Below are 18,119 nucleotides of genomic sequence, written 5' to 3'. Positions count from 1 at the left end.
GAAAACGCTATTCCCGCGGTTTCTTAATTCCCATGTACACCAGAATGTCGTCGTACACACCGCCTTCGTTCGAGTACAGCGCGTAGTTTTTAGCCGTGGCAAACCATTCCTTCGTGCTGGCCCGAATCTGTTTTGCTGCGTTCAGCAAGTCATTCTGCTCGATGGGCAAAGGCCGACCTAGCTTCATCGACTCGCGCAGCCTAGCTTCGATGGCTACGTCTACTAGCGCTTTAAGGTCGGCGCCGGAGAGGCCGGGAGTCTTAGCGGCCACGGCGGCTATGTTCACGCTGGTTGCCAGCGGCTTATCGCGCAGCAGCACCTCCAGCACGGCGGCGCGGGCGGGCTCATCAGGGGGCGTCACCAGTACAATGCGGTCGAAGCGGCCAGGGCGTCGGAAAGCGGCATCAAGGTGCCAAGGCGCGTTGGTCGCGGCCATGATAAGCACGCCGTCGTTGGCGCTAGTAGCGCCGTCCAGCTCCGCCAAAAACTGATTAACCAAGGAGCGGCCAGCACTCTGGCGCAAGTCGTGGCGATTAGCGGCCAAGGCATCTACTTCGTCAAAGAATAGCACGCACGGCGCTTGCAAGCGGGCCATTTCGAAAAGCTGGTGCAAGTTCTTTTCGCTGTTGCCCAGCCACATATCCAAGATATCGTTGATGCCGACATTGATGAAAGAGGCTTTTACTTCGCCAGCAGTAGCGCGTGCTAGGTGCGTCTTGCCGCAGCCGGGCGGGCCATACAGCAGCAAGCCGCCGCCGGTAGCTTTGCCATACGCCTTGTACAGGTCAGGATATTGAAGCGGGTGAATGATCTTGAGGCGGATTTCTTCCTTCACCGCATCCATGCCGCCCACATCCGAAAAGTTGATTTTAGGCTTTTCTAAACCAGAGAACAACGTTTGCTCGTCGATAACTAACCCAGCACTGCTCGGCATTTCGGTGGGCGGGCCGCCGTGGGCGGGTTGCGCCGGTTGTGCTAGGCTCTTTTCGCGGAGCTGGGCTAGGAGCTCTGCATCCTCCAGCGTGGGATTGTAGTGCAAGGCCGTCTCGTAAGCTTCGCGGGCGGCAGACAGCTGGCCGGTGCGCGCCAATAAGCGCGCATGCAGCAGGTGGGCGCGCGCGTGCTCGGGCTGGCCTGTCAGTAGCTCTTCGATAACGACAAAGGCAGCCGAAGTTTTATGTAGCGCTCCGTATACTTCGGCTAGGCCAAGCTGCAGGTCGGGGTCGGTGGGGGCTTGACGCAGACCGGCGCGGTACGTGTCTTCGGCCTCCGCCAAGCGCCCTACTTGAAGCAGCAGGGCTGCAACATGCTTACGCAGCGGTAGATTGTCGGGCGAGAAGGAAAGCGCCTCTAATAGAGGTTGAATAGCAGCAGGATCGGAAAAAGTGGACATACTAACGTTAACAAGCAACTACTGCTAGCGACAAGCTTAGAGCAGGATCACAGGAGAGGATAAAGTAACAGACCTAATCAAAATCTTAACTTGGACTAACACCATGCCAAGGCTCTCAAGCCTAGACCCCTAGGTATAATAAGTCGCTTAATCACCAATTTTACTCAAGAAAAGCGAAGCTAAAAAGCCTAGCACTGTGATTAGACCTGTGAAATTATGTGCCTCTTCAAACGCCTCCGGCATCATGGTGTCGGCCAGCATGGCCAGAATGGCTCCGGCCGCAACGGCCGTTGTTGCAGCCACTACATCAGCGGAAAAATGGCTGAACACGGCGTAGCCTACCAGCGAAGCTAGCCCCGAGATAATGGCAATACCTGCCCACAGCCAAAAGACGTAGCTTGCCGAGCGTCCGGCCTTTTTCATGCCCGCGGCACTTGATAAGCCTTCCGGTAGGTTGGAGAGGAAGATAGCCACCACAGCTACGGTACTCACAGCGCCACCTGCCAACATGCTTAGGCCGATAACAATACTTTCGGGTATACCGTCGAGCAGGGCGCCTAGGGCAATGGCCATTCCATTATCGTCGCCAGCGTCGGTGCTGGGTTTTTCGCCGGATTTTACTTTTTGTCTTTCCTCATGTTGCTGGCTGCCGGAGCGTTTGCGGTGTTTTGCGCCCCGACGTGCTAATAACCAGTTGGCGACCGTGTAAGTGGTTGCGCCCCCAACAAAGCCGATAGCGGTAGCATCGAAGCCGCCTTTTTGGTAGGCATCTTCCATAAGTTCCAGCGACAAAGTGGAGATGAGCACCCCGCTACCGAATGCCATAACGGCGGCTACGAGGCGCTGCGGCACGCGCAAAAAGAAGCCGACTCCGGCGCCTAACAATAAAGCGGAGCCCGATACAAGGCCCCAAAAACCAGCGAGGGCCCAGGTAGGAAATGTCATGAGGGGAAATAGAAAGGGATGAGAGGAATAGGATAATCCTTACCGGATTACACGGGTCGAGGTTGCTGTAGGTATGTCGTGAATAGTCGGATGACCTCGCTGCATGGCTTGACTTGCTCGACGTTAGCTTCTTAATAAAGGCTCTTCTGTTTGTTTATCACATGGTTATGTGATTGACGCACAAGGTTGATATTGCTTATTTACCTAGGTCAATCGACTCGCTATTGCCCTAGAGTAAGGAGAACATTACGCTCAGTAAGCCATGAAATTCGACCACAAAAACTTATTCGACCTCTACCGCGAGGAAACAAACCTACGCTTCACCCCAAGCCAGGTGTCGGGCATTGAAAAGCTGCTCAATTTTGTTGAACAAGACCCCGGTCTGACCGACCTGCGCTGGGTGGCTTATATGCTGGCTACCGTGAAGCACGAATGTGCCGATACGTGGCAGCCCATCGAAGAAAGAGGCTCCGAAACGTATTTTCAACGGTACGAGCCGGCCACCAACACGGGCCGAGTGCTAGGCAACGTGGAGAAAGGAGATGGTGCCCGCTACAAAGGCCGCGGCTACGTGCAGTTGACTGGCCGGGCAAATTACCGCCAGTTCGGCCGTCGCCTAAGTCTCGGCTTGGAGCAAGATCCAGAGCTAGCCCTCGATCCCGTGGTAAGCTACCGCATTGCCTCGTTAGGGATGCGCCAGGGATTGTTTACGGGCAAAGCGTTGGAGCACTACTTGCATGGCCCCGTAACCGATTACCGCAATGCGCGCCGCATCATCAACGGCGTGGATCGAGCAGACACGATTGCGCGCTACGCTGCCAAAATGGAGGAGGGTTTACGCCGGGCTCAAGTTAGTTGAACGTACCTAGCTAGCTTTGTTGCTGGTGCTGCGCGAGTACTTGCTGTAGCCTTATCGCATCGACGGTTTCAAGCACTACTTTCTTGAACGGAGCCGTGTGGCCGGTAACTAGCGTAACGCTCGATTTGCTTACCCCGAACAACTCAGCTAGGTAGGCGAGTAAGCAAGCATTCGCTTTGCCGTCTTGCGCGGGCGCCTTCAAACGCACGGTCAGGCTGCCATCGGCGGCCACTACTAGCTGGTTGGCTTTGCTGTTGGGCTTGGCTTTCAGGTGCAACGTGGCGGGCATAGCAGTGGACAGTAGGGACGAGTACAAAAGTAGCCTAAACCTATCTTGTTCGCTCTTGGAGGCTAGGCCGGTGAGTTGTAGGCGTCGTACACGTTCCAAGCCCAAATAAGAAACGGTACGACAATCGTCCAGCCCAGCAAAAAGCTCAACGTGCCGCCGACAGCCCAGATAATGAAGGCTTTCAGAAATTGACCCTTGATGAGCTGTCCTAAACCCGGAATGAAAAACGAAATCAGAGCGGGTACGCCGTGGGTTGTTTTGATCGTATTCATGAGGCGAAAAGCTAGGTAGCTAGGTTGAGGTAAGTAATCAGGTAAACGCTTATTTGCTGTAAGCTAATACCGGCAACGGTGTACCGTTTAGTCGGGCCTGACCGTACGGGCATTGATCCAGCACTACACAGCGTCCACAGGCCGGCGAATGGAAGTAACAGCATTTCTGCCCATGAAACATCAAGGCTTCGTGGTGGTCATACACCTGCTGCGCGCTCCAGCCAGGCGGCAGTAGGGCTTCCAGTAAGGCGTGTGCTGCTTCGGTGCCCACCTTCGGCCCAATCAAGTTCAAGCGCTGTGCTACCCGGTGGTGGTGGCTATCGACGGGCATGGCAGGTAAGCGCAGCGAGCTAAAAAGCAGCGTAGCTGCGCTGGTCTTGGGCCCCACACCCGGAATAGTTTCAAGCCAGGCACGTGCCTCCGGTACCGTCTTTTCGGCCAAAAAAGCTAGGTCGCAGGGGCCGCCGCAACGTGCGCTTACCTCGCGCAGTACGGCTTGGATGCGCGGGGCTTTTTGCTCGGGCCACGTGCAAGAGTTGATGGCCGCTTGTACCTCATCCGTAGGAGCGTCGCGCACTTGCTCCCACGTCGGGAAGCGGGCCACGAGCTGCTGGTAGGCGCGGTGCGAATCCTGGTTGCGCGTGCGGTGCGACAACAAGGCGCTGATCAGTTCGCTCAGCGGGTCTTTAGTGCTGAAGAACGGAAAAGGCGCACCATATTCGGTGCATAATCGTTCGTGCACGAGCAGCGCCTTCGTGCGGCGTGCTTCTAAATCGGTGTCGGCGAGGGGAGTAGCTGGGCGAGTCACGTAATTGCTTACGCAACCTGCCTAGCTCCAGTTGACTATAATCCGCGGTTATACAGCGCAATAGCCTGCCGGATACTAGTTTGCTGTTTGCCTTGCACAATCAAAGGTACGATTAGCAAGGGTAGCCCTGCATAAACCAAGGGCGATACGGAGGGGCCAGCGCTGTTGGGATTAAGCGTCGTAAACAAGCCGGCCAGTATAACACCACCCGCCGCTACGTAGCTCAAGGTAGAAATGCGCTGAAAGTTGCGAGCCTTTGCCAGTAATGCGCTGCTACCAGCATTGTCCGCTGTGGCAATGGCTAGGTTCCGAATTGTGAGGTTTTCTACCGGACCGTTGTCCTTGCTGAAGTACTCAGTTTTCACCGTGCGGTACGACGGACCAAATCCGCCGTAACCATAACGGCCAAACCCGCCGTAACCGCCATACGGATAGCCGAAACCATTGCCTGCGTATTGCGTGCTGGTGATGGAGTACAAGCTAATGCGGCCCGCTCGGTCACGCCGTAACGTAGTTTCCCGACGTGATTTGGGCAGCGTTGTACGCACGTAGTGGCCAGTTTCGTCATCGTAGTAGCGCACGTCACTCATGTCGTAGCGTTGCAGCCCGTCTACTAGCAAGAAGCTTCGGCCGAAAACGGGTTGCTTTACCTCGACATCATAGGCACGTAGTACCTGCCCGCTTTTCAATCCTACGGCAAAGCGAGTTGTTTCAGCAGGTAGCGGGGCCATCTGGCGCTGGCGTTGTTGCTGGCGTACGGAGTCTGGCACAACCGGGGCCGTACCAAGTTGACGAGGAGCAGTTGGGGCAGGTGCTTGCGCAGGTGGGGGCGCAGTAGGCAGGCTATTTAATTCCCGCGGAGTTTCCTGCGCTTCCACTAAGCTAGGGTAGAGAGCAAGAAGAGGAAAAAGTAAAAGGAGCGGGTGAAGACGCATAACTAGTGAAAAGGAAAAGTACGGTTCCGACAATAGGAGCCTTTAGATGTGTACCGCGTGAAAGAGTGCACAAATACTGCGCGTCAACTCACCGCTAAACACGCTTGAATTAACGGGAAATGTGGCAGATTTCGTGCGTACAGCGCCGTAAAACTGCTGAGTAGGAAGTTGGGATGAGCATCCAATGCTTTTGAGGTTCTGCACAAGCTAGGCCTAGGTAAGCAAGTTGGTTATTGTCTTGCTATAGCTGTGCAGTGATGGTACTTGTATCGTTATATTCGTCTTAGAATAGCGTAATGTCGATGTATGAGCAGAATACGGAATAGTTATTGGTTTATTTGGATTTAAAAAGTTATATTTTTATACAGATAAATTATACTAATGCCAAGAGCATTAGACGGACAAACAGTAACTGAAAAACGTTTTTTGATAGAATAGAGCTAGGTTTTGGTACTCGGTACAAGGTTTGCAGCTAGAAGAAACGCCTGGGTTACCGCTAAAAATAATTATAAACCAGTATTTTTGCTATCCGTCAGTGGCATAAGGTTATCAGTAGCAAGAGGTTGTAAGCTGCCTTTATATGATCCTAAGACTACTTTCTATTATATCGTTAGCCCTACTCACGCTACGTGTGCAGGCGCAGCAAGTCGCTGACACGGCTCATACGTCTATTCGGACCATTGAAGTCGGGAACGTAGACGTGCTGCCCGGTGCTATCGACACGAAGGGTTGGCTGCTAACGGATACAGATATTCAAACGGAGCTAGAAGGAGCGGTACAGAACCTCTACAACTTCAAGTTTGACAAGGCAGAAAAGCAGTTCCGCTCGCTGCGCCGGCGCTACCCGCACCATCCGATGCCTTATTTTCTGCTAGGCCTCAGCACTTGGTGGAAGATCATCCCGACGAACCTCCAAACGAAGCAGTACGACAAGATTTTCTATGCGTACATGGACACGGCCGTGGTCAACGGCGAGAAGCTGTACGAAGCCGACCACAAGAACTACGAAGCGTGCTTCTTCCTTGCAGCTGCGTATGGGTTTACGGCTCATTTGCACGGCGAGCGGCGTGATATGGCCAAAGCAGTAGTTGGTGGCAAACGAGCCCTAGAATACTTAAACAAAAGCCAAGAGGCGAACGGCTTGAGTCCAGAGTTCTTGTTTGGGCAGGCACTGGTAAACTACTACGCTGTGTGGATCGGCGATAATTATCCGCTGCTTAAGCCCGTGCTATTTTTCTTTCCACGAGGTAATCGAGAGCTAGGTGTGCAGCAGCTCAAAACCGTTGCCGAAACAGGCTTCTACACAGGCTTGGAAGCTCGTTACTTCCTCATGAAGATCTTGATGAACGAGGAGAATAAGCCGGCCGAGTCGTTGCCCGTCTCCCGTTACTTAGCTACCAACTTTCCAGATAATGCCTATTTCCAGCGCTTCTACGCACTGAGCTGCTTTAATACCCGCAACTTTCGGGAATGCGAGCGGGTAAGTCGCGAGATTTTAGATAAACTGAATCGAGGGATGCCTGGCTACGAAGCCATCAGTGGGCGCTACGCAACCTACTACCTAGGTTGGGTGATGCAGAACCGCTACAAGGACCTCGAAAAAGCAACGGAGTACTACCAGCGGTGCATTGTATTTGCCGAAAGCACTGGTGAAACGAACAGCTTTTACTACCTCGATGCGAACCTGAACCTAGCCAACTTCGCGGTGCAAAATGGGGACGTTAAAAGTGCCATGCGCTACTACCGAGTGGTGAATGATAAAGCGGAACGCAAATCGGAGATGTACCAGGAGGCCCGCGCCTACCTTAGCAACAACAAGCGTAGCTAAATCGCTTATTTTCTGGTAGATGCTTTTAGGCTGCACAAGTAGATGCAGCCTTTTTCATAAGCTAGCTTTTGTAAAAAGCACGTACGCCTACTTCAGCAGCTTTTCCAGCAAGCTCATGCTATCAACCATATCGTTGTTGGTTTCGAAATCGATAGGCTTCAGAATGTAGCCACTCACTCCTAGGTTTTGGGCGTTAAGACGGTCTACATCCATCGAGGAAGTAGTCGTGACAAACACGGGGATGTCGCGCAGCTGCGGGTAGTTGCGCAATTCAGCCAAGAACTCATGCCCATTCATTTTCGGCATGTTCAAGTCGAGCAGAATTACTTCGGGTAGCGGATCGATAGCGGGCACACCGCCGCGACCTAGGAGCAGATCGAGCCCTTCGATGCCGTTGAAAGCCGTGTAGAGCTTATGCTGCACATTAAACTTGGCAAAGGATTTCTGTACGACCATCGTATCGAAGAAATCATCTTCGAGGAGCAAAACAGAACGCATGAGGAGTGGGGCTAACGGGGTAACAGAGCAACCAAGATTTCCTGAACAACCTTACCTAGCTCCCAGTTACTCTTTCGGCCACGTAAAGATAAAGGCTGCGCCTTCACCGGGCGCCGATTCAACTCGAATACTTCCTTGTTGCTCGTCAATAATCTTCTTTACGATACTCAGCCCGATGCCGGTGCTCTCCGCCGTGTTGCGGTCACGTAGCGTCTGAAAGATCAGAAAAATCTTTTCGTGGTACTCTGGCGCAATACCGGGTCCATCATCGGCTACCGTAAACTCATAGTGCGTTGGCTGTTCGGTGCAGCTGATGGTGATCTTGCCAGACCCCGAGCCATGATACTTCACGGCGTTGCTCATCAAGTTGGTGAAGACCTGCTCTAAGCTGAGTCGGTCCGTGACGAAGGTGGGAAGGTTAGTGGGCGTGTGAACTACGAAATCGGTAGGCACGATTAACTCACTTATATCTTCTACCAACTGCTTCACGTCGACCTGTTCTCGCTGATGCTGCGTGCGGCCAATACGGGCGTATGCCAAAATGCCGTTAATCAAATCTTCGAGGCGTGCGAGTCGGCCTTTCATCATACCTAGATATTGGCGCATTTGCTCCGATAGCTCGTGCGGGAGTTCATCCTCAATCCATTTCACCACGGTCATCACCCCCCGTAAGGGCGCTTTCAAGTCGTGGGAGGCTACGTAGGCAAATTGATCTAGCTCTTTGTTCCGATTTTCGAGTGCGTCGAAGGCACTGTCGAGCGTTTGCGTCATGCGGTTGAGGGAAGTAGCTAGGTTGCCTAGGCTGTCTTGCTCTTTATCCCGGATGCGCACGGTATAGTCTCCCTGTACTACTTTATCCGCCAGGCTTTCAATGATTTGAATGCGTCGCTTAGTGTCTTCGTTTACCTGGGCCAATTCCACTTGCAGCCGCGCATTCGCTTTGAGCTCACTGGAAATTTTGATAAAGAGCCAAAGCACAATGATGATAGCTAATACCGCTGATATGATGAGGGTTATAGGCGTTGTAATTTCAAAAAAGCTTTGGCGCGCACTGCGGTGACTCAGTAGTGATTCTTCGTCGGCTCTTATGTGTAGAACAATTTTCCGTAGCCGCTCCAGGGTGCTGCGGTCGCTGAGTAGGAGCCCTTTCGCCGCTTCAGCAGAAGGGGTTACCTGCCGCCAATGCTGCAAGAACTTGGCTTCGTAGTCGATGATCTGGCGCAGGGTATCTAAGCGCTGGAGTTGGGCTGGGTTGTCAGCCGTAAGGCGGCGTAGGGAGTCGTAATCGGCTAACGCAGTAGGCAGATAGCCTTCAGAGTGACGCAGGTAAGAGGAGTCGTTGGTAAGCAAGTAGCCCCGCACCCCGCTTTGGGCGTCCCGGATTTGCATCCGCAGATCGGAAGTGTGCTGGAGTACCCGGTAGGTGTGCTCCACCAAGCGCGTGGAAGATGATAGTTGCTGAATGCTGAAGTACGCGGCTAACGAGGTGAGCAGGAGCATGCTCAGCGCAATGCTGAAGCCCAGAATGATTTTGGTATTAAGCTTTAAGTACATCGTTGGGTAGGCAGGAGCTAGCTATTCGCAGCAAGCAGCAGGATAAAGGTACGGCTAAGGGCATCGAAAAAAGTATGCGGCTGGCGGTGGGCAGTCTTGCGCTTGGCAGGCGTATCTTCGCGCCGAAGGTGCGCGTTCCGGGCTAGCTTGTTCGGAACGGTGCCCGTCTCCTCAAGTAGTCCCATGCCTGCCGCCGACCCCATCACCAGCCCACAAAATCCGCGCATCAAGAACCTGCTGAAGCTTCAGCAGAAGCCGGCTGAACGGCGGGCGCAGGATCTTACCATCATCGAAGGCTACCGTGAGCTGACCATTGCGCACCAAGCTGGTGTGCAAATTACCGCGCTATTTGTTTGTCCCGAGCTAGCCGACGATGCCCGGCAGCGTGAGCTAGGTACCATGCTGGGCACTAAGCTTGACTGGTTTTCGGTGTCGCGGCCCGTCTTTGAGAAAGTGGCTTACCGGGAGGGATCTGACGGCATCTTAGCGCTTGCGCAGCCACCACGTCGCCGCTTGGCTGATTTACAACTGCCCACCAACCCGCTGCTGCTCATTTTGGAAGCCGTGGAAAAGCCCGGCAACCTAGGTGCCGTGCTGCGCACCGCCGATGCTGCCCGCGTCAACGCTGTTATCGTCTGCGACCCTCGCACCGACTTGTACAACCCAAATGTGATTCGGGCTAGTATCGGGTGCGTGTTTACCAATCAGGTAGTTGCCGCGCCCACCGAAGAAGTACTGGCTTGGTTGCGTCAACACGGTATTCGCAGCTACGCCACTACCCCAGCGGCCACGGCTTTGTACACCAACATGGACTTTCGGGGGCCGTCGGCAATAGTGATGGGCACCGAGGCTACCGGCTTGAGCGACCAGTGGCTGGCCGCCGCCGACGAGCAGATCAAGATACCGATGGCGGGGTACATCGACTCGCTCAACGTGAGCACCTGCACTGCAATTATGACCTTCGAGGCCGTGCGGCAGCGTGGCTAGGTAGCGCGTAGAAAGTATTGTAAACGGTTGGCTACCACATACTCATGTGATGGCGCTGTACCGTTGTATCTACTATTTTTGCTTCACGCAAGCTAGCTACTCCTCTACAACCTGATTCGTCGGCCGAGTACTTTACCGGTCAATGTTACTGCTTCGGCGGTTCATACCTGGGCGCGTACACCAGCCCATGTAGTCTTCGCTTTTTTATCGATGATCTGCGCTAGGTTAGTTCCACTAGGCGGAAGGTTACTTTTTGCCTCCGCTACTATCTGCGTGTTCAAGCCCTGACCTGCACTTGGAGTGACCCTAGCAAGGTGCGAGAACGAGTTATCACGAGTTACCAAATACGTAAACTGATTTTTGCTATGCTTAAGACTCAATACAAGAAAGAGTTGGTACTCACGGCGACGTGTCAGGTGGGCTCAAAAGGTCAGGATGTAAAAAAGATCCAAGAGTGGTTGTGCATCAACGCGTTTCAATACCCGCAGGCTGCTATTGCTACTGCCGTTGATGGATCATATGGCGATGCTACGGCTTTGGCAGTCAAAAATTTCCAGAAAGTCATTGGTTTGCCCGCAACCGGTGTTGTTGATGCCGCGTTATTTGCCCGCTTGACGCAGCCGCTGCAAAAAGCATTCGGGACGCAGCTGCCAGCCGCCAGTGGATTGCGCAGTTTGGTAGTGAAATATGCCGATAACCACTTGCAGAATCATCCGCGCGAGCTGCAATACGACGCCCAACAGAACCTAGGTTCGTGGGTGCGTAGCTACTGCAACGGCGCCGATGGTACCCCTTATAAATGGTGCATGGGCTTCGTGCAAACCGTATTGGATCAGGCTAGTGCCACCTGCAACCGCCGCTTTACTGATCTGATGCCCATGAGCCTAAGCTGCGATACCGTGGGCACGTCGGCTGCGCAGAACAAGTCGTTGGTGCGCAGCACCGAGGTACGGAAGAGCCCTAGCTTGGCGAAGCCAGGCGACGTGTTCTTGCTACGTAGTGCCCAAAACTCGATGGATTGGCATCATACCGGCATCATTAGCCGCGTAATAGGCGACTGTTTCGAAACCATCGAGGGAAATACTGATCAACAAGGCTCCAGTAACGGCACGGGCGTTTTTGCCCGCACCCGCAACTTCCAAAAGAGCATTATTGATGTGGTGTCCGTGCAGGCGTTAGCCTAGCTTTTCTGTCATTTTGAGCAGCGGGAGGAATCTGGGTTAGCCATTCAAAAGAGGGCAGCCAAATTCCTCGCGCTGCTCGGAATGACACGTTTTTACAAACCTGCGACTAAGATTGTGCGTCTAGCTAGCTGATTAGTTAAGCTATTTTCCCGCATAATGAAGCATTGCACCTACCACATTTACGGCCGCGTACAAGGCGTCTTCTTTCGCCAATCAAGTCAGAAGGAGGCGCAGAAGCTCGGGCTCGTCGGCTACGCGCACAACGAACCCGATGGCTCCGTCCTGATTGAAGCAGAAGGCTCCGTCGAAGCATTGGCAGCCTTCGAAAGCTGGTGTCGGAAAGGGCCTGCTAATGCGCGCGTCGATAGGGTAGAAGTGCAGGAAGAGGCGGTGCAAGGCTACCAGAATTTTGAGGTGCGCCGTGGTGACTAGTGGTAGGCAACCGGGAACGGCACCCGCAAAAAGCTGCTGTAAAACAGCAAGAAAAGCTAGGCTCCGTAGAGAACGGTACCTACCTTAGTCGTGTAGTTAAAGCGGGCTAGCCTCGTCGTGATAATGCCAGCCCGCTTGCCATCACTTGGATGGCTTCACGTGCTAAGTGCCTTATATTATGGACGATTTTCTTGCTGCCCGCTCGCAAATGGCGTTGTCGCTGGGCTTCCACATCATCTTCTCGTGTATCGGAATGGTGATGCCTTTCTTCATGGCGGTGTCACATTTTCAGTGGCTACGCCACGGCGACGAATCCTACAAGAACCTCACAAAAGCCTGGAGTAAAGGCGTGGCGATTTTCTTTGCTACTGGTGCGGTATCAGGGACGGTGTTGTCGTTTGAGCTAGGTCTGCTGTGGCCACGTTTCATGGAACACGCCGGTCCGATCTTCGGCATGCCGTTTTCGCTGGAAGGCACCGCCTTTTTTATTGAGGCTATTGCCCTAGGTTTCTTCTTATACGGCTGGAATCGGTTTAACCCTTGGTTTCATTGGTTTACGGGAGTTGTCGTGGGCATTAGCGGTCTTGCTTCTGGCGTTCTGGTAGTTGCCGCCAATGCTTGGATGAACAGCCCCGCCGGCTTCGACTTCGTTGATGGCAAGTACTTGAACATCGACCCAATGCGGGCTATGTTCAACGATGCGTGGCTGTCTCAGGCCATTCACATGTCGCTGGCGGCATTTGCGGCCACTGGTTTTGCCGTGGCCGGCGTGCACGCCCTCATGATTTTGAAGCGCAAGAATGTGCGCTTTCACATGCACGCCTTTCGTATTGCAGCATTCTTTGCTACTATCGCGGCAGTGCTCCAGCCGCTCAGTGGTGACTTCTCGGCGAAAGACGTGGCCAAGCGCCAGCCCGCGAAGCTAGCTGCCATGGAGGCGCACTTTCACACCGAAAAGGCGGCGTCGCTTGTGCTAGGTGGGTTGCCCAATGAAGACAAGCAGCGCGTCGATTATGCCATTAAGATTCCGGGCATGCTGAGCTTTTTGGCGCACGGTAACTTCAAGCAAGAAGTTACTGGCCTCGACCAAATTCCGGCCAAGAACCGCCCGCCGGTGATGGTGCCGCACCTAGCTTTTCAGCTGATGGTGGGGCTAGGTATGTTCATGATGGCGCTGTCGGTACTCTATTTCTGGGCTTCGTGGCGCAAGAAGCAGTGGCTACGCACAGACTGGTTTTTGAAGCTCTTTGTAGCCGCTATTCCCGCTGGCTTTATTGCCGTGGAAGCTGGCTGGACGGTGACGGAAGTAGGTCGGCAACCCTGGATCATGTACGGCGTCATGCGCACCGCCGACGCTGTGACGCCCATGCCTGGTATTGCGTACTCGTTTTACCTATTTACGGCCGTATATATATCCCTGAGCCTGATTGTGGTCTTCTTACTATACCGGCAAATTAAGATGGTGCCTGAACTCTACGACCGCCCTGCTCAACACTTAGCCGCTGCCTAGCTTTCAGCCATGTCCTACGTTGTTATCGTTTTTCTGTGCGCGGCCATTTGGCTGTATCTTCTACTTGGGGGCGCTGATTTTGGAGCAGGTATCATGGAGCTGTTCACGAGTGGCAAGAACCGTCGTACCGCCCGCCAGACCATGTCGCACGCTATTGGGCCGATCTGGGAAGCTAATCACATGTGGCTCATTATTGCCGTGGTTATTCTGTTCGTGGGCTTTCCACGCATCTATAGCGTCATGTCGGTTAGCTTGCATATTCCGCTGCTGATTATGTTGCTTGGCATCATTGCACGCGGCACCGCTTTCGTGTTCCGGCACTACGATGCGGTGAAAGATCAAATGCAGATGGTATACAACCGCATTTTCGTGCTTTCCAGCGCCATCACGCCGTTTTTCCTGGGGGTTATTGCCGCCAGCGTATTGGCCGGCTACGTCGACCCCGCGGCTCCCAATTTTTTAAGTGCTTATGTATTCAGTTGGCTGCACTGGTTTGCTGTCGGTGTGGGCGTGTTTACAGTGGCGCTCTGTGGCTACCTAGCTAGCGTTTACAGCATCGGTGAGGCCGAGAATGAAACGGATAAGCGGTACTTCATCCGCAAAACTCAATTGATGACGGTTATTGCGTTTGCTGCTGGCGGCTGCGTATTTCTGGCGGCCAAAGTAGAAGACATTCCGCTCTGGCAGTGGGTTTTCGGGAACGTAGTTGGAACGGGAGCGGTGGTGCTAGCTACTATTTCGCTGGGCGCCATGGCGTACGCGGTGAGCAAGGAGAAAACCGTGTTACCACGCATCTTGGCCGGTTTTCAAGTGACGATGATTCTGCTAGCTATTGGCTACCGGCACTTCCCCGATTTCGTTGTTTTAAAGAATGCACCTAATCTTTCTCTACTAAAAGACCAGGCGCCTGCTGCCACAATGAACGCGCTAGGTTGGGCACTCCTGTTAGGCAGTGTACTTATTCTGCCGGCTTTGTTTTATCTCTACTACAGCTTCCAACACGAAGCAAAAGAACATTCAGAAGCAGCCAGTGCGTAACAGTGCGGCACCACTACAAACAAAAGAGGCGCAACCACTGGTTGCGCCTCTTTTGTTTGTGACTTAGCTACGAAGACTAGTCTACTTTCTTCGCTGAGCGCAGACGCTCGTTTTCGTCGAGCAGAATCTTACGCATCCGCACCGATTTCGGGGTTACTTCCAGGTACTCATCCTTCTGGATGTATTCCATGGCTTCCTCCAGTGAGAACTGACGCTTCGGCACGATCTTCACGTTTTCATCCGAGCCCGAAGCACGCATGTTCGTGAGCTTCTTGCCTTTCTGAATGTTGATGGTCAAGTCGTTGGGGCGAGTGTGCTCACCGATAACTTGGCCAGCGTATACTTCTTCGCCTGGATCAACGAAGAACTCGCCGCGGTCCTGCATCTTGTCGATGGTGTATGCGGTGCCGGGGCCCGTATCCATCGAAATCAGCGAACCAGAGATACGGCCAGGAATTACACCTTTGTACGGCTCGTAAGCCGAGAAGCGGTGGTTCATGATGGCCTCGCCAGCTGTAGCCGTCAGCACGTTGTTACGCAGACCGATCAGACCACGGGAAGGAATGTTGAACTCTAGGTGCTGCAAGTCGCCTTTCGGCTCCATGATGGTCAACTCACCTTTGCGCATGGTCACCAGTTCGATAACCTTACCAGCAGTTTCCTCCGGTACGTCAACTACCAAGTGCTCAACAGGCTCCAAGCGGTTGCCGTTATCATCTTCTTTGAAGAGAACTTGTGGCTGACCTACCTGCAATTCGAAGCCTTCGCGACGCATTGTCTCGATGAGAACTGACAAGTGAAGAATACCCCGGCCGTACACCAAGAATGTATCTTCTTTGTCGGTTTCCTTAACGCGCAAAGCTAGGTTCTTCTCGGTTTCTTTGAACAGACGGTCGCGCAAGTGACGCGAAGTCACGAACTTACCTTCTTTACCAAAGAACGGCGAGTTGTTGATGGTGAACAACATGTTCATCGTCGGCTCGTCGATGCTGATGCGCGTCAGTGCCTCTGGGTTGTCGGCGTCGGCGATGGTGTCGCCAATGTCGAAACCTTCGATACCCGTTACAGCGCAGATTTCGCCCGAGCTAACTTCGGCTACCTTCACTTTGCCAAGACCTTCAAAAACTTGCAGGTCTTTGATCTTTACCTTCTTGACGCTGCCATCAGCCTTCATTAGGCTCATATTAGCGCCTTCACGCAGTGTACCGCGGTGCACACGACCAATGGCAATACGACCAACGAACGACGAGTAGTCGAGCGACGTCACCTGCATTTGTGGCGTGCCTTCCAAGGTAGGAGCTGGTGGGATAGAAGCTACAACAGCATCCAACAGCGGAACGATACTGTCAGTCTTTACTTTCCAGTCGGTGCTCATCCAACCTTGCTTCGAAGAACCGTATAGGGTCACGAAGTCCAACTGATCTTCCGAAGCACCTAGATTGAACATCAGGTCAAATACCTGCTCGTGCACCTCATCAGGACGGCAGTTTTCCTTGTCCACCTTGTTCACTACCACGATAGGCTTCAGACCTAGGTCAATGGCTTTGCCCAGCACGAAACGCGTCTGGGGCATGGCGCCTTCGAAGGCATCGACGAGCAGGAGCACGCCGTCGGCCATCTTCAGTACGCGTTCCACCTCACCACCAAAGTCGGCGTGACCAGGGGTGTCGATGATGTTGATTTTTACGTCCTTATAACGGACTGATACGTTTTTGCTGACGATAGTAATGCCACGCTCACGCTCCAGGTCGTTGTTGTCGAGGATAAGATCATCAAAATGCTGGTGCTCGTCGAAAAGCTTTGAGGCATGGATGATCTTGTCCACGAGCGTGGTCTTGCCGTGGTCAACGTGGGCAATGATGGCTATATTCCGAATGTTCTGCATACAAAGAGTTTTGCGGGCGCAAAGGTACGCAATAAAGGCGGGAAAACCCGTGTAAATCAATTGTTAAAGATTAAGCAATCATAAATCCTCTATTGGTGCGCCAACCGAACAGAAGCTGCACTGCGTATGTTGAGTAAACAGTAGAACTAGGCTAGCTAGTTCGGCTTTTTCCCTCATTTCTTTATACATACATGTCTGTGCATTCTTCTTTTCTGATTTTGGCGCTTTCAGTGCTAACGCTGAATTCAGCCTGCTCCCAGAAGCGGACCGAAGTAGCCGTGGCCAAACCGCAGGCCGCCACTAAGCCTACTGCCTCGGCAGGTGCGTACCCCAAGCCACAAGTTGTTACGCACAAGCCCGATGAGTTTCCGGTGCGCAAAACGGACGCTGAATGGCGCAAGCAGCTTACCCCGGCGCAGTATTACATCTTGCGCGAGCAAGGCACTGAGCGTGCGTTTTCGAACAAGTATTTCGACAACCACCAGAAGGGCAACTACTATTGTGCCGCCGACCACAACTTGCTGTTTTCTTCTGATACCAAGTTTGAGTCAGGCACCGGTTGGCCTAGCTTCTGGGCCCCAGCCACCAACGCCAGTCTAAAAGTGACGGCTGATAATACGCTCGGCATGAGCCGCGACGAGATTGTGTGCGCCAAGTGTGGTGGTCACCTAGGTCACGTGTTCGACGACGGCCCCAAGCCCACGGGCCAGCGTTACTGCATGGACTCAGATGCAATGGTGTTTGAGAAAACGAAATAAGCGAAGCCTAACCTGGCTTTGTGCGGACCCGTTGGCAATCCAAGCCAGCGGGTCTTTTCGTTTGTAGGAGCTCTTGACTTTTTGCCGTCGAGCTTGTTGATAGCGACGACCTAGGTCTGTAGTTTCCTTTTGCCTCTGTTTATGTCGACTACCCCGAACTCTATCGAACACCTTCAACAGCAGCTTGCCCCAGCGCGTGAACAGTTGATGGCGCACACCGTCTATCAAAGTATACATTCATTGGCGGACTTACGCCAGTTTATGCAGCACCACGTCTTTGCCGTGTGGGATTTTATGTCGCTGCTGAAGGCATTGCAGCGCGACCTGACCTGCGTAGCAGTGCCGTGGGTACCACGCGGCAACCCCGCCACGCGCCGCCTGATCAACGAAATTGTGCTGGAAGAAGAAACCGATGTTGACCAGCAAGGCCAGCCGGCTAGCCATTTTGAACTCTATCTACGTTCGATGGAAGAGTGCGGCGCCGACACGCAGCCTATGCGCCGCTTTTTGGCTGCTTTAGCTGCCGGTAATTCCGTGGAAGCTTCCTTAGCGCAAGCCGATGTGCCTGCATCCGTACGCGAATTCGTGCTGAGTACTTTCGCAATTATTGACCTAGGTCAGCCGCACGCTACGGCTGCGGCTTTCACCTTTGGTCGCGAAGATGTTATTCCCGATATGTTCCGCCATTTGGTGAGCGATTTAAATGCTCGCTTCCCCGGCCAGCTTGATACGTTCACGTATTACCTCAACCGCCACATCGAGCTCGACGAGGAAGTACACACGCCATTGGCCCAACAGATGGTGCGTGAGCTGTGCGGTGACGCAGCCGAGCGGTGGCAACAGGCCGAGGAAGTAGCTTTGCGTTGTATGCAAGCTAGGGTAGCGCTCTGGGACGGAATCGAGCAAAGCATTCAAGCTTCGAGCGTTGCAGTGAGTTAGAGGTC

General features: G+C 53.4%; 18 protein-coding genes. 9 read left to right on the top strand and 9 right to left on the bottom strand.

The window, feature by feature from the left end; genetic code table 11:
• Positions 1 to 7: 7 nt before the first annotated feature.
• Entirely contained in the window at positions 8 to 1,393 is a 1,386-nt protein-coding gene (locus tag SD425_RS20975; RefSeq protein WP_324672018.1) for an ATP-binding protein, read from the bottom strand.
• A gap of 147 nt (positions 1,394 to 1,540) precedes the next feature.
• Entirely contained in the window at positions 1,541 to 2,338 is a 798-nt protein-coding gene (locus SD425_RS20970; protein ID WP_324672017.1) for a ZIP family zinc transporter, read from the bottom strand.
• A gap of 262 nt (positions 2,339 to 2,600) precedes the next feature.
• On the opposite strand from SD425_RS20970, the gene SD425_RS20965 reads away from it, so the two are divergent.
• Positions 2,601 to 3,197, top strand: coding sequence for a glycoside hydrolase family 19 protein (locus tag SD425_RS20965; RefSeq protein WP_324672016.1), 597 nt, complete (start codon positions 2,601 to 2,603; stop codon positions 3,195 to 3,197).
• Positions 3,198 to 3,207: 10 nt separating this feature from the next.
• Here the strand turns inward: SD425_RS20965 and SD425_RS20960 are convergent, their stop codons facing one another.
• From SD425_RS20960 to SD425_RS20945, 4 genes are all read right to left on the bottom strand, one after another.
• The gene (locus SD425_RS20960) at positions 3,208 to 3,486 is read right to left on the bottom strand and encodes a DUF167 domain-containing protein (protein ID WP_324672015.1); all 279 of its coding nucleotides are present in this window, start codon (positions 3,484 to 3,486) and stop codon (positions 3,208 to 3,210) included.
• 62 nt (positions 3,487 to 3,548) lie between these two features.
• Positions 3,549 to 3,758 carry a hypothetical protein gene (locus SD425_RS20955; protein ID WP_324672014.1) on the bottom strand — a complete coding sequence of 70 codons (210 nt, stop codon included), beginning with the start codon at positions 3,756 to 3,758 and terminating at the stop codon, positions 3,549 to 3,551.
• A 49-nt stretch (positions 3,759 to 3,807) separates the two neighbouring features.
• Entirely contained in the window at positions 3,808 to 4,566 is a 759-nt protein-coding gene (locus SD425_RS20950; protein WP_324672013.1) for a Fe-S cluster assembly protein HesB, read from the bottom strand.
• A 35-nt stretch (positions 4,567 to 4,601) separates the two neighbouring features.
• Complete coding sequence (locus tag SD425_RS20945; RefSeq protein ID WP_324672012.1) at positions 4,602 to 5,501, bottom strand: hypothetical protein; 900 nt, start codon at positions 5,499 to 5,501, stop codon at positions 4,602 to 4,604.
• A gap of 580 nt (positions 5,502 to 6,081) precedes the next feature.
• On the opposite strand from SD425_RS20945, the gene SD425_RS20940 reads away from it, so the two are divergent.
• Complete coding sequence (locus tag SD425_RS20940) at positions 6,082 to 7,329, top strand: tol-pal system protein YbgF (RefSeq protein WP_324672011.1); 1,248 nt, start codon at positions 6,082 to 6,084, stop codon at positions 7,327 to 7,329.
• An 87-nt stretch (positions 7,330 to 7,416) separates the two neighbouring features.
• On the opposite strand, the gene SD425_RS20935 is transcribed toward SD425_RS20940, so the two are convergent.
• Together SD425_RS20935 and SD425_RS20930 are read right to left on the bottom strand one after the other, a co-directional pair.
• Positions 7,417 to 7,827, bottom strand: coding sequence for a response regulator (locus tag SD425_RS20935; RefSeq protein ID WP_324672010.1), 411 nt, complete (start codon positions 7,825 to 7,827; stop codon positions 7,417 to 7,419).
• Between the two features lie 66 nt (positions 7,828 to 7,893).
• Positions 7,894 to 9,381 (bottom strand): sensor histidine kinase, encoded by a 1,488-nt coding sequence (locus SD425_RS20930; RefSeq protein ID WP_324672009.1) that lies wholly within the window; start codon positions 9,379 to 9,381, stop codon positions 7,894 to 7,896.
• Between the two features lie 159 nt (positions 9,382 to 9,540).
• Between SD425_RS20930 and SD425_RS20925 the strand changes: the two genes are divergently transcribed.
• From SD425_RS20925 to SD425_RS20905, 5 genes are all read left to right on the top strand, one after another.
• Positions 9,541 to 10,368, top strand: a complete 828-nt coding sequence (locus SD425_RS20925) for an RNA methyltransferase (RefSeq protein WP_324672008.1) — start codon at positions 9,541 to 9,543, stop codon at positions 10,366 to 10,368.
• A 365-nt stretch (positions 10,369 to 10,733) separates the two neighbouring features.
• Positions 10,734 to 11,552 (top strand): peptidoglycan-binding protein, encoded by an 819-nt coding sequence (locus SD425_RS20920; RefSeq protein WP_324672006.1) that lies wholly within the window; start codon positions 10,734 to 10,736, stop codon positions 11,550 to 11,552.
• Positions 11,553 to 11,708: 156 nt separating this feature from the next.
• A complete protein-coding gene (locus SD425_RS20915; protein ID WP_324672005.1) occupies positions 11,709 to 11,984 on the top strand; it encodes an acylphosphatase in 276 nt (91 codons plus the stop codon).
• Between the two features lie 178 nt (positions 11,985 to 12,162).
• The gene (locus tag SD425_RS20910) at positions 12,163 to 13,494 is read left to right on the top strand and encodes a cytochrome ubiquinol oxidase subunit I (RefSeq protein WP_324672004.1); all 1,332 of its coding nucleotides are present in this window, start codon (positions 12,163 to 12,165) and stop codon (positions 13,492 to 13,494) included.
• 9 nt (positions 13,495 to 13,503) lie between these two features.
• On the top strand, positions 13,504 to 14,532 hold the full coding sequence (locus SD425_RS20905; RefSeq protein ID WP_324672003.1) for a cytochrome d ubiquinol oxidase subunit II: 1,029 nt from the start codon (positions 13,504 to 13,506) through the stop codon (positions 14,530 to 14,532).
• Positions 14,533 to 14,608: 76 nt separating this feature from the next.
• Here the strand turns inward: SD425_RS20905 and typA are convergent, their stop codons facing one another.
• On the bottom strand, positions 14,609 to 16,417 hold the full coding sequence (gene typA, locus SD425_RS20900) for a translational GTPase TypA (protein WP_324672002.1): 1,809 nt from the start codon (positions 16,415 to 16,417) through the stop codon (positions 14,609 to 14,611).
• Between the two features lie 191 nt (positions 16,418 to 16,608).
• Between typA and msrB the strand changes: the two genes are divergently transcribed.
• Together msrB and SD425_RS20890 are read left to right on the top strand one after the other, a co-directional pair.
• On the top strand, positions 16,609 to 17,175 hold the full coding sequence (msrB, locus tag SD425_RS20895) for a peptide-methionine (R)-S-oxide reductase MsrB (protein ID WP_416381011.1): 567 nt from the start codon (positions 16,609 to 16,611) through the stop codon (positions 17,173 to 17,175).
• Between the two features lie 141 nt (positions 17,176 to 17,316).
• On the top strand, positions 17,317 to 18,114 hold the full coding sequence (locus SD425_RS20890; RefSeq protein ID WP_324672001.1) for a DUF3050 domain-containing protein: 798 nt from the start codon (positions 17,317 to 17,319) through the stop codon (positions 18,112 to 18,114).
• Positions 18,115 to 18,119: the final 5 nt, after the last annotated feature.

It is taken from the genome of Hymenobacter sp. GOD-10R (genome assembly GCF_035609205.1).
Lineage (GTDB): Bacteria > Bacteroidota > Bacteroidia > Cytophagales > Hymenobacteraceae > Hymenobacter.
This window is presented reverse-complemented; position numbering and strand designations above follow the sequence as displayed.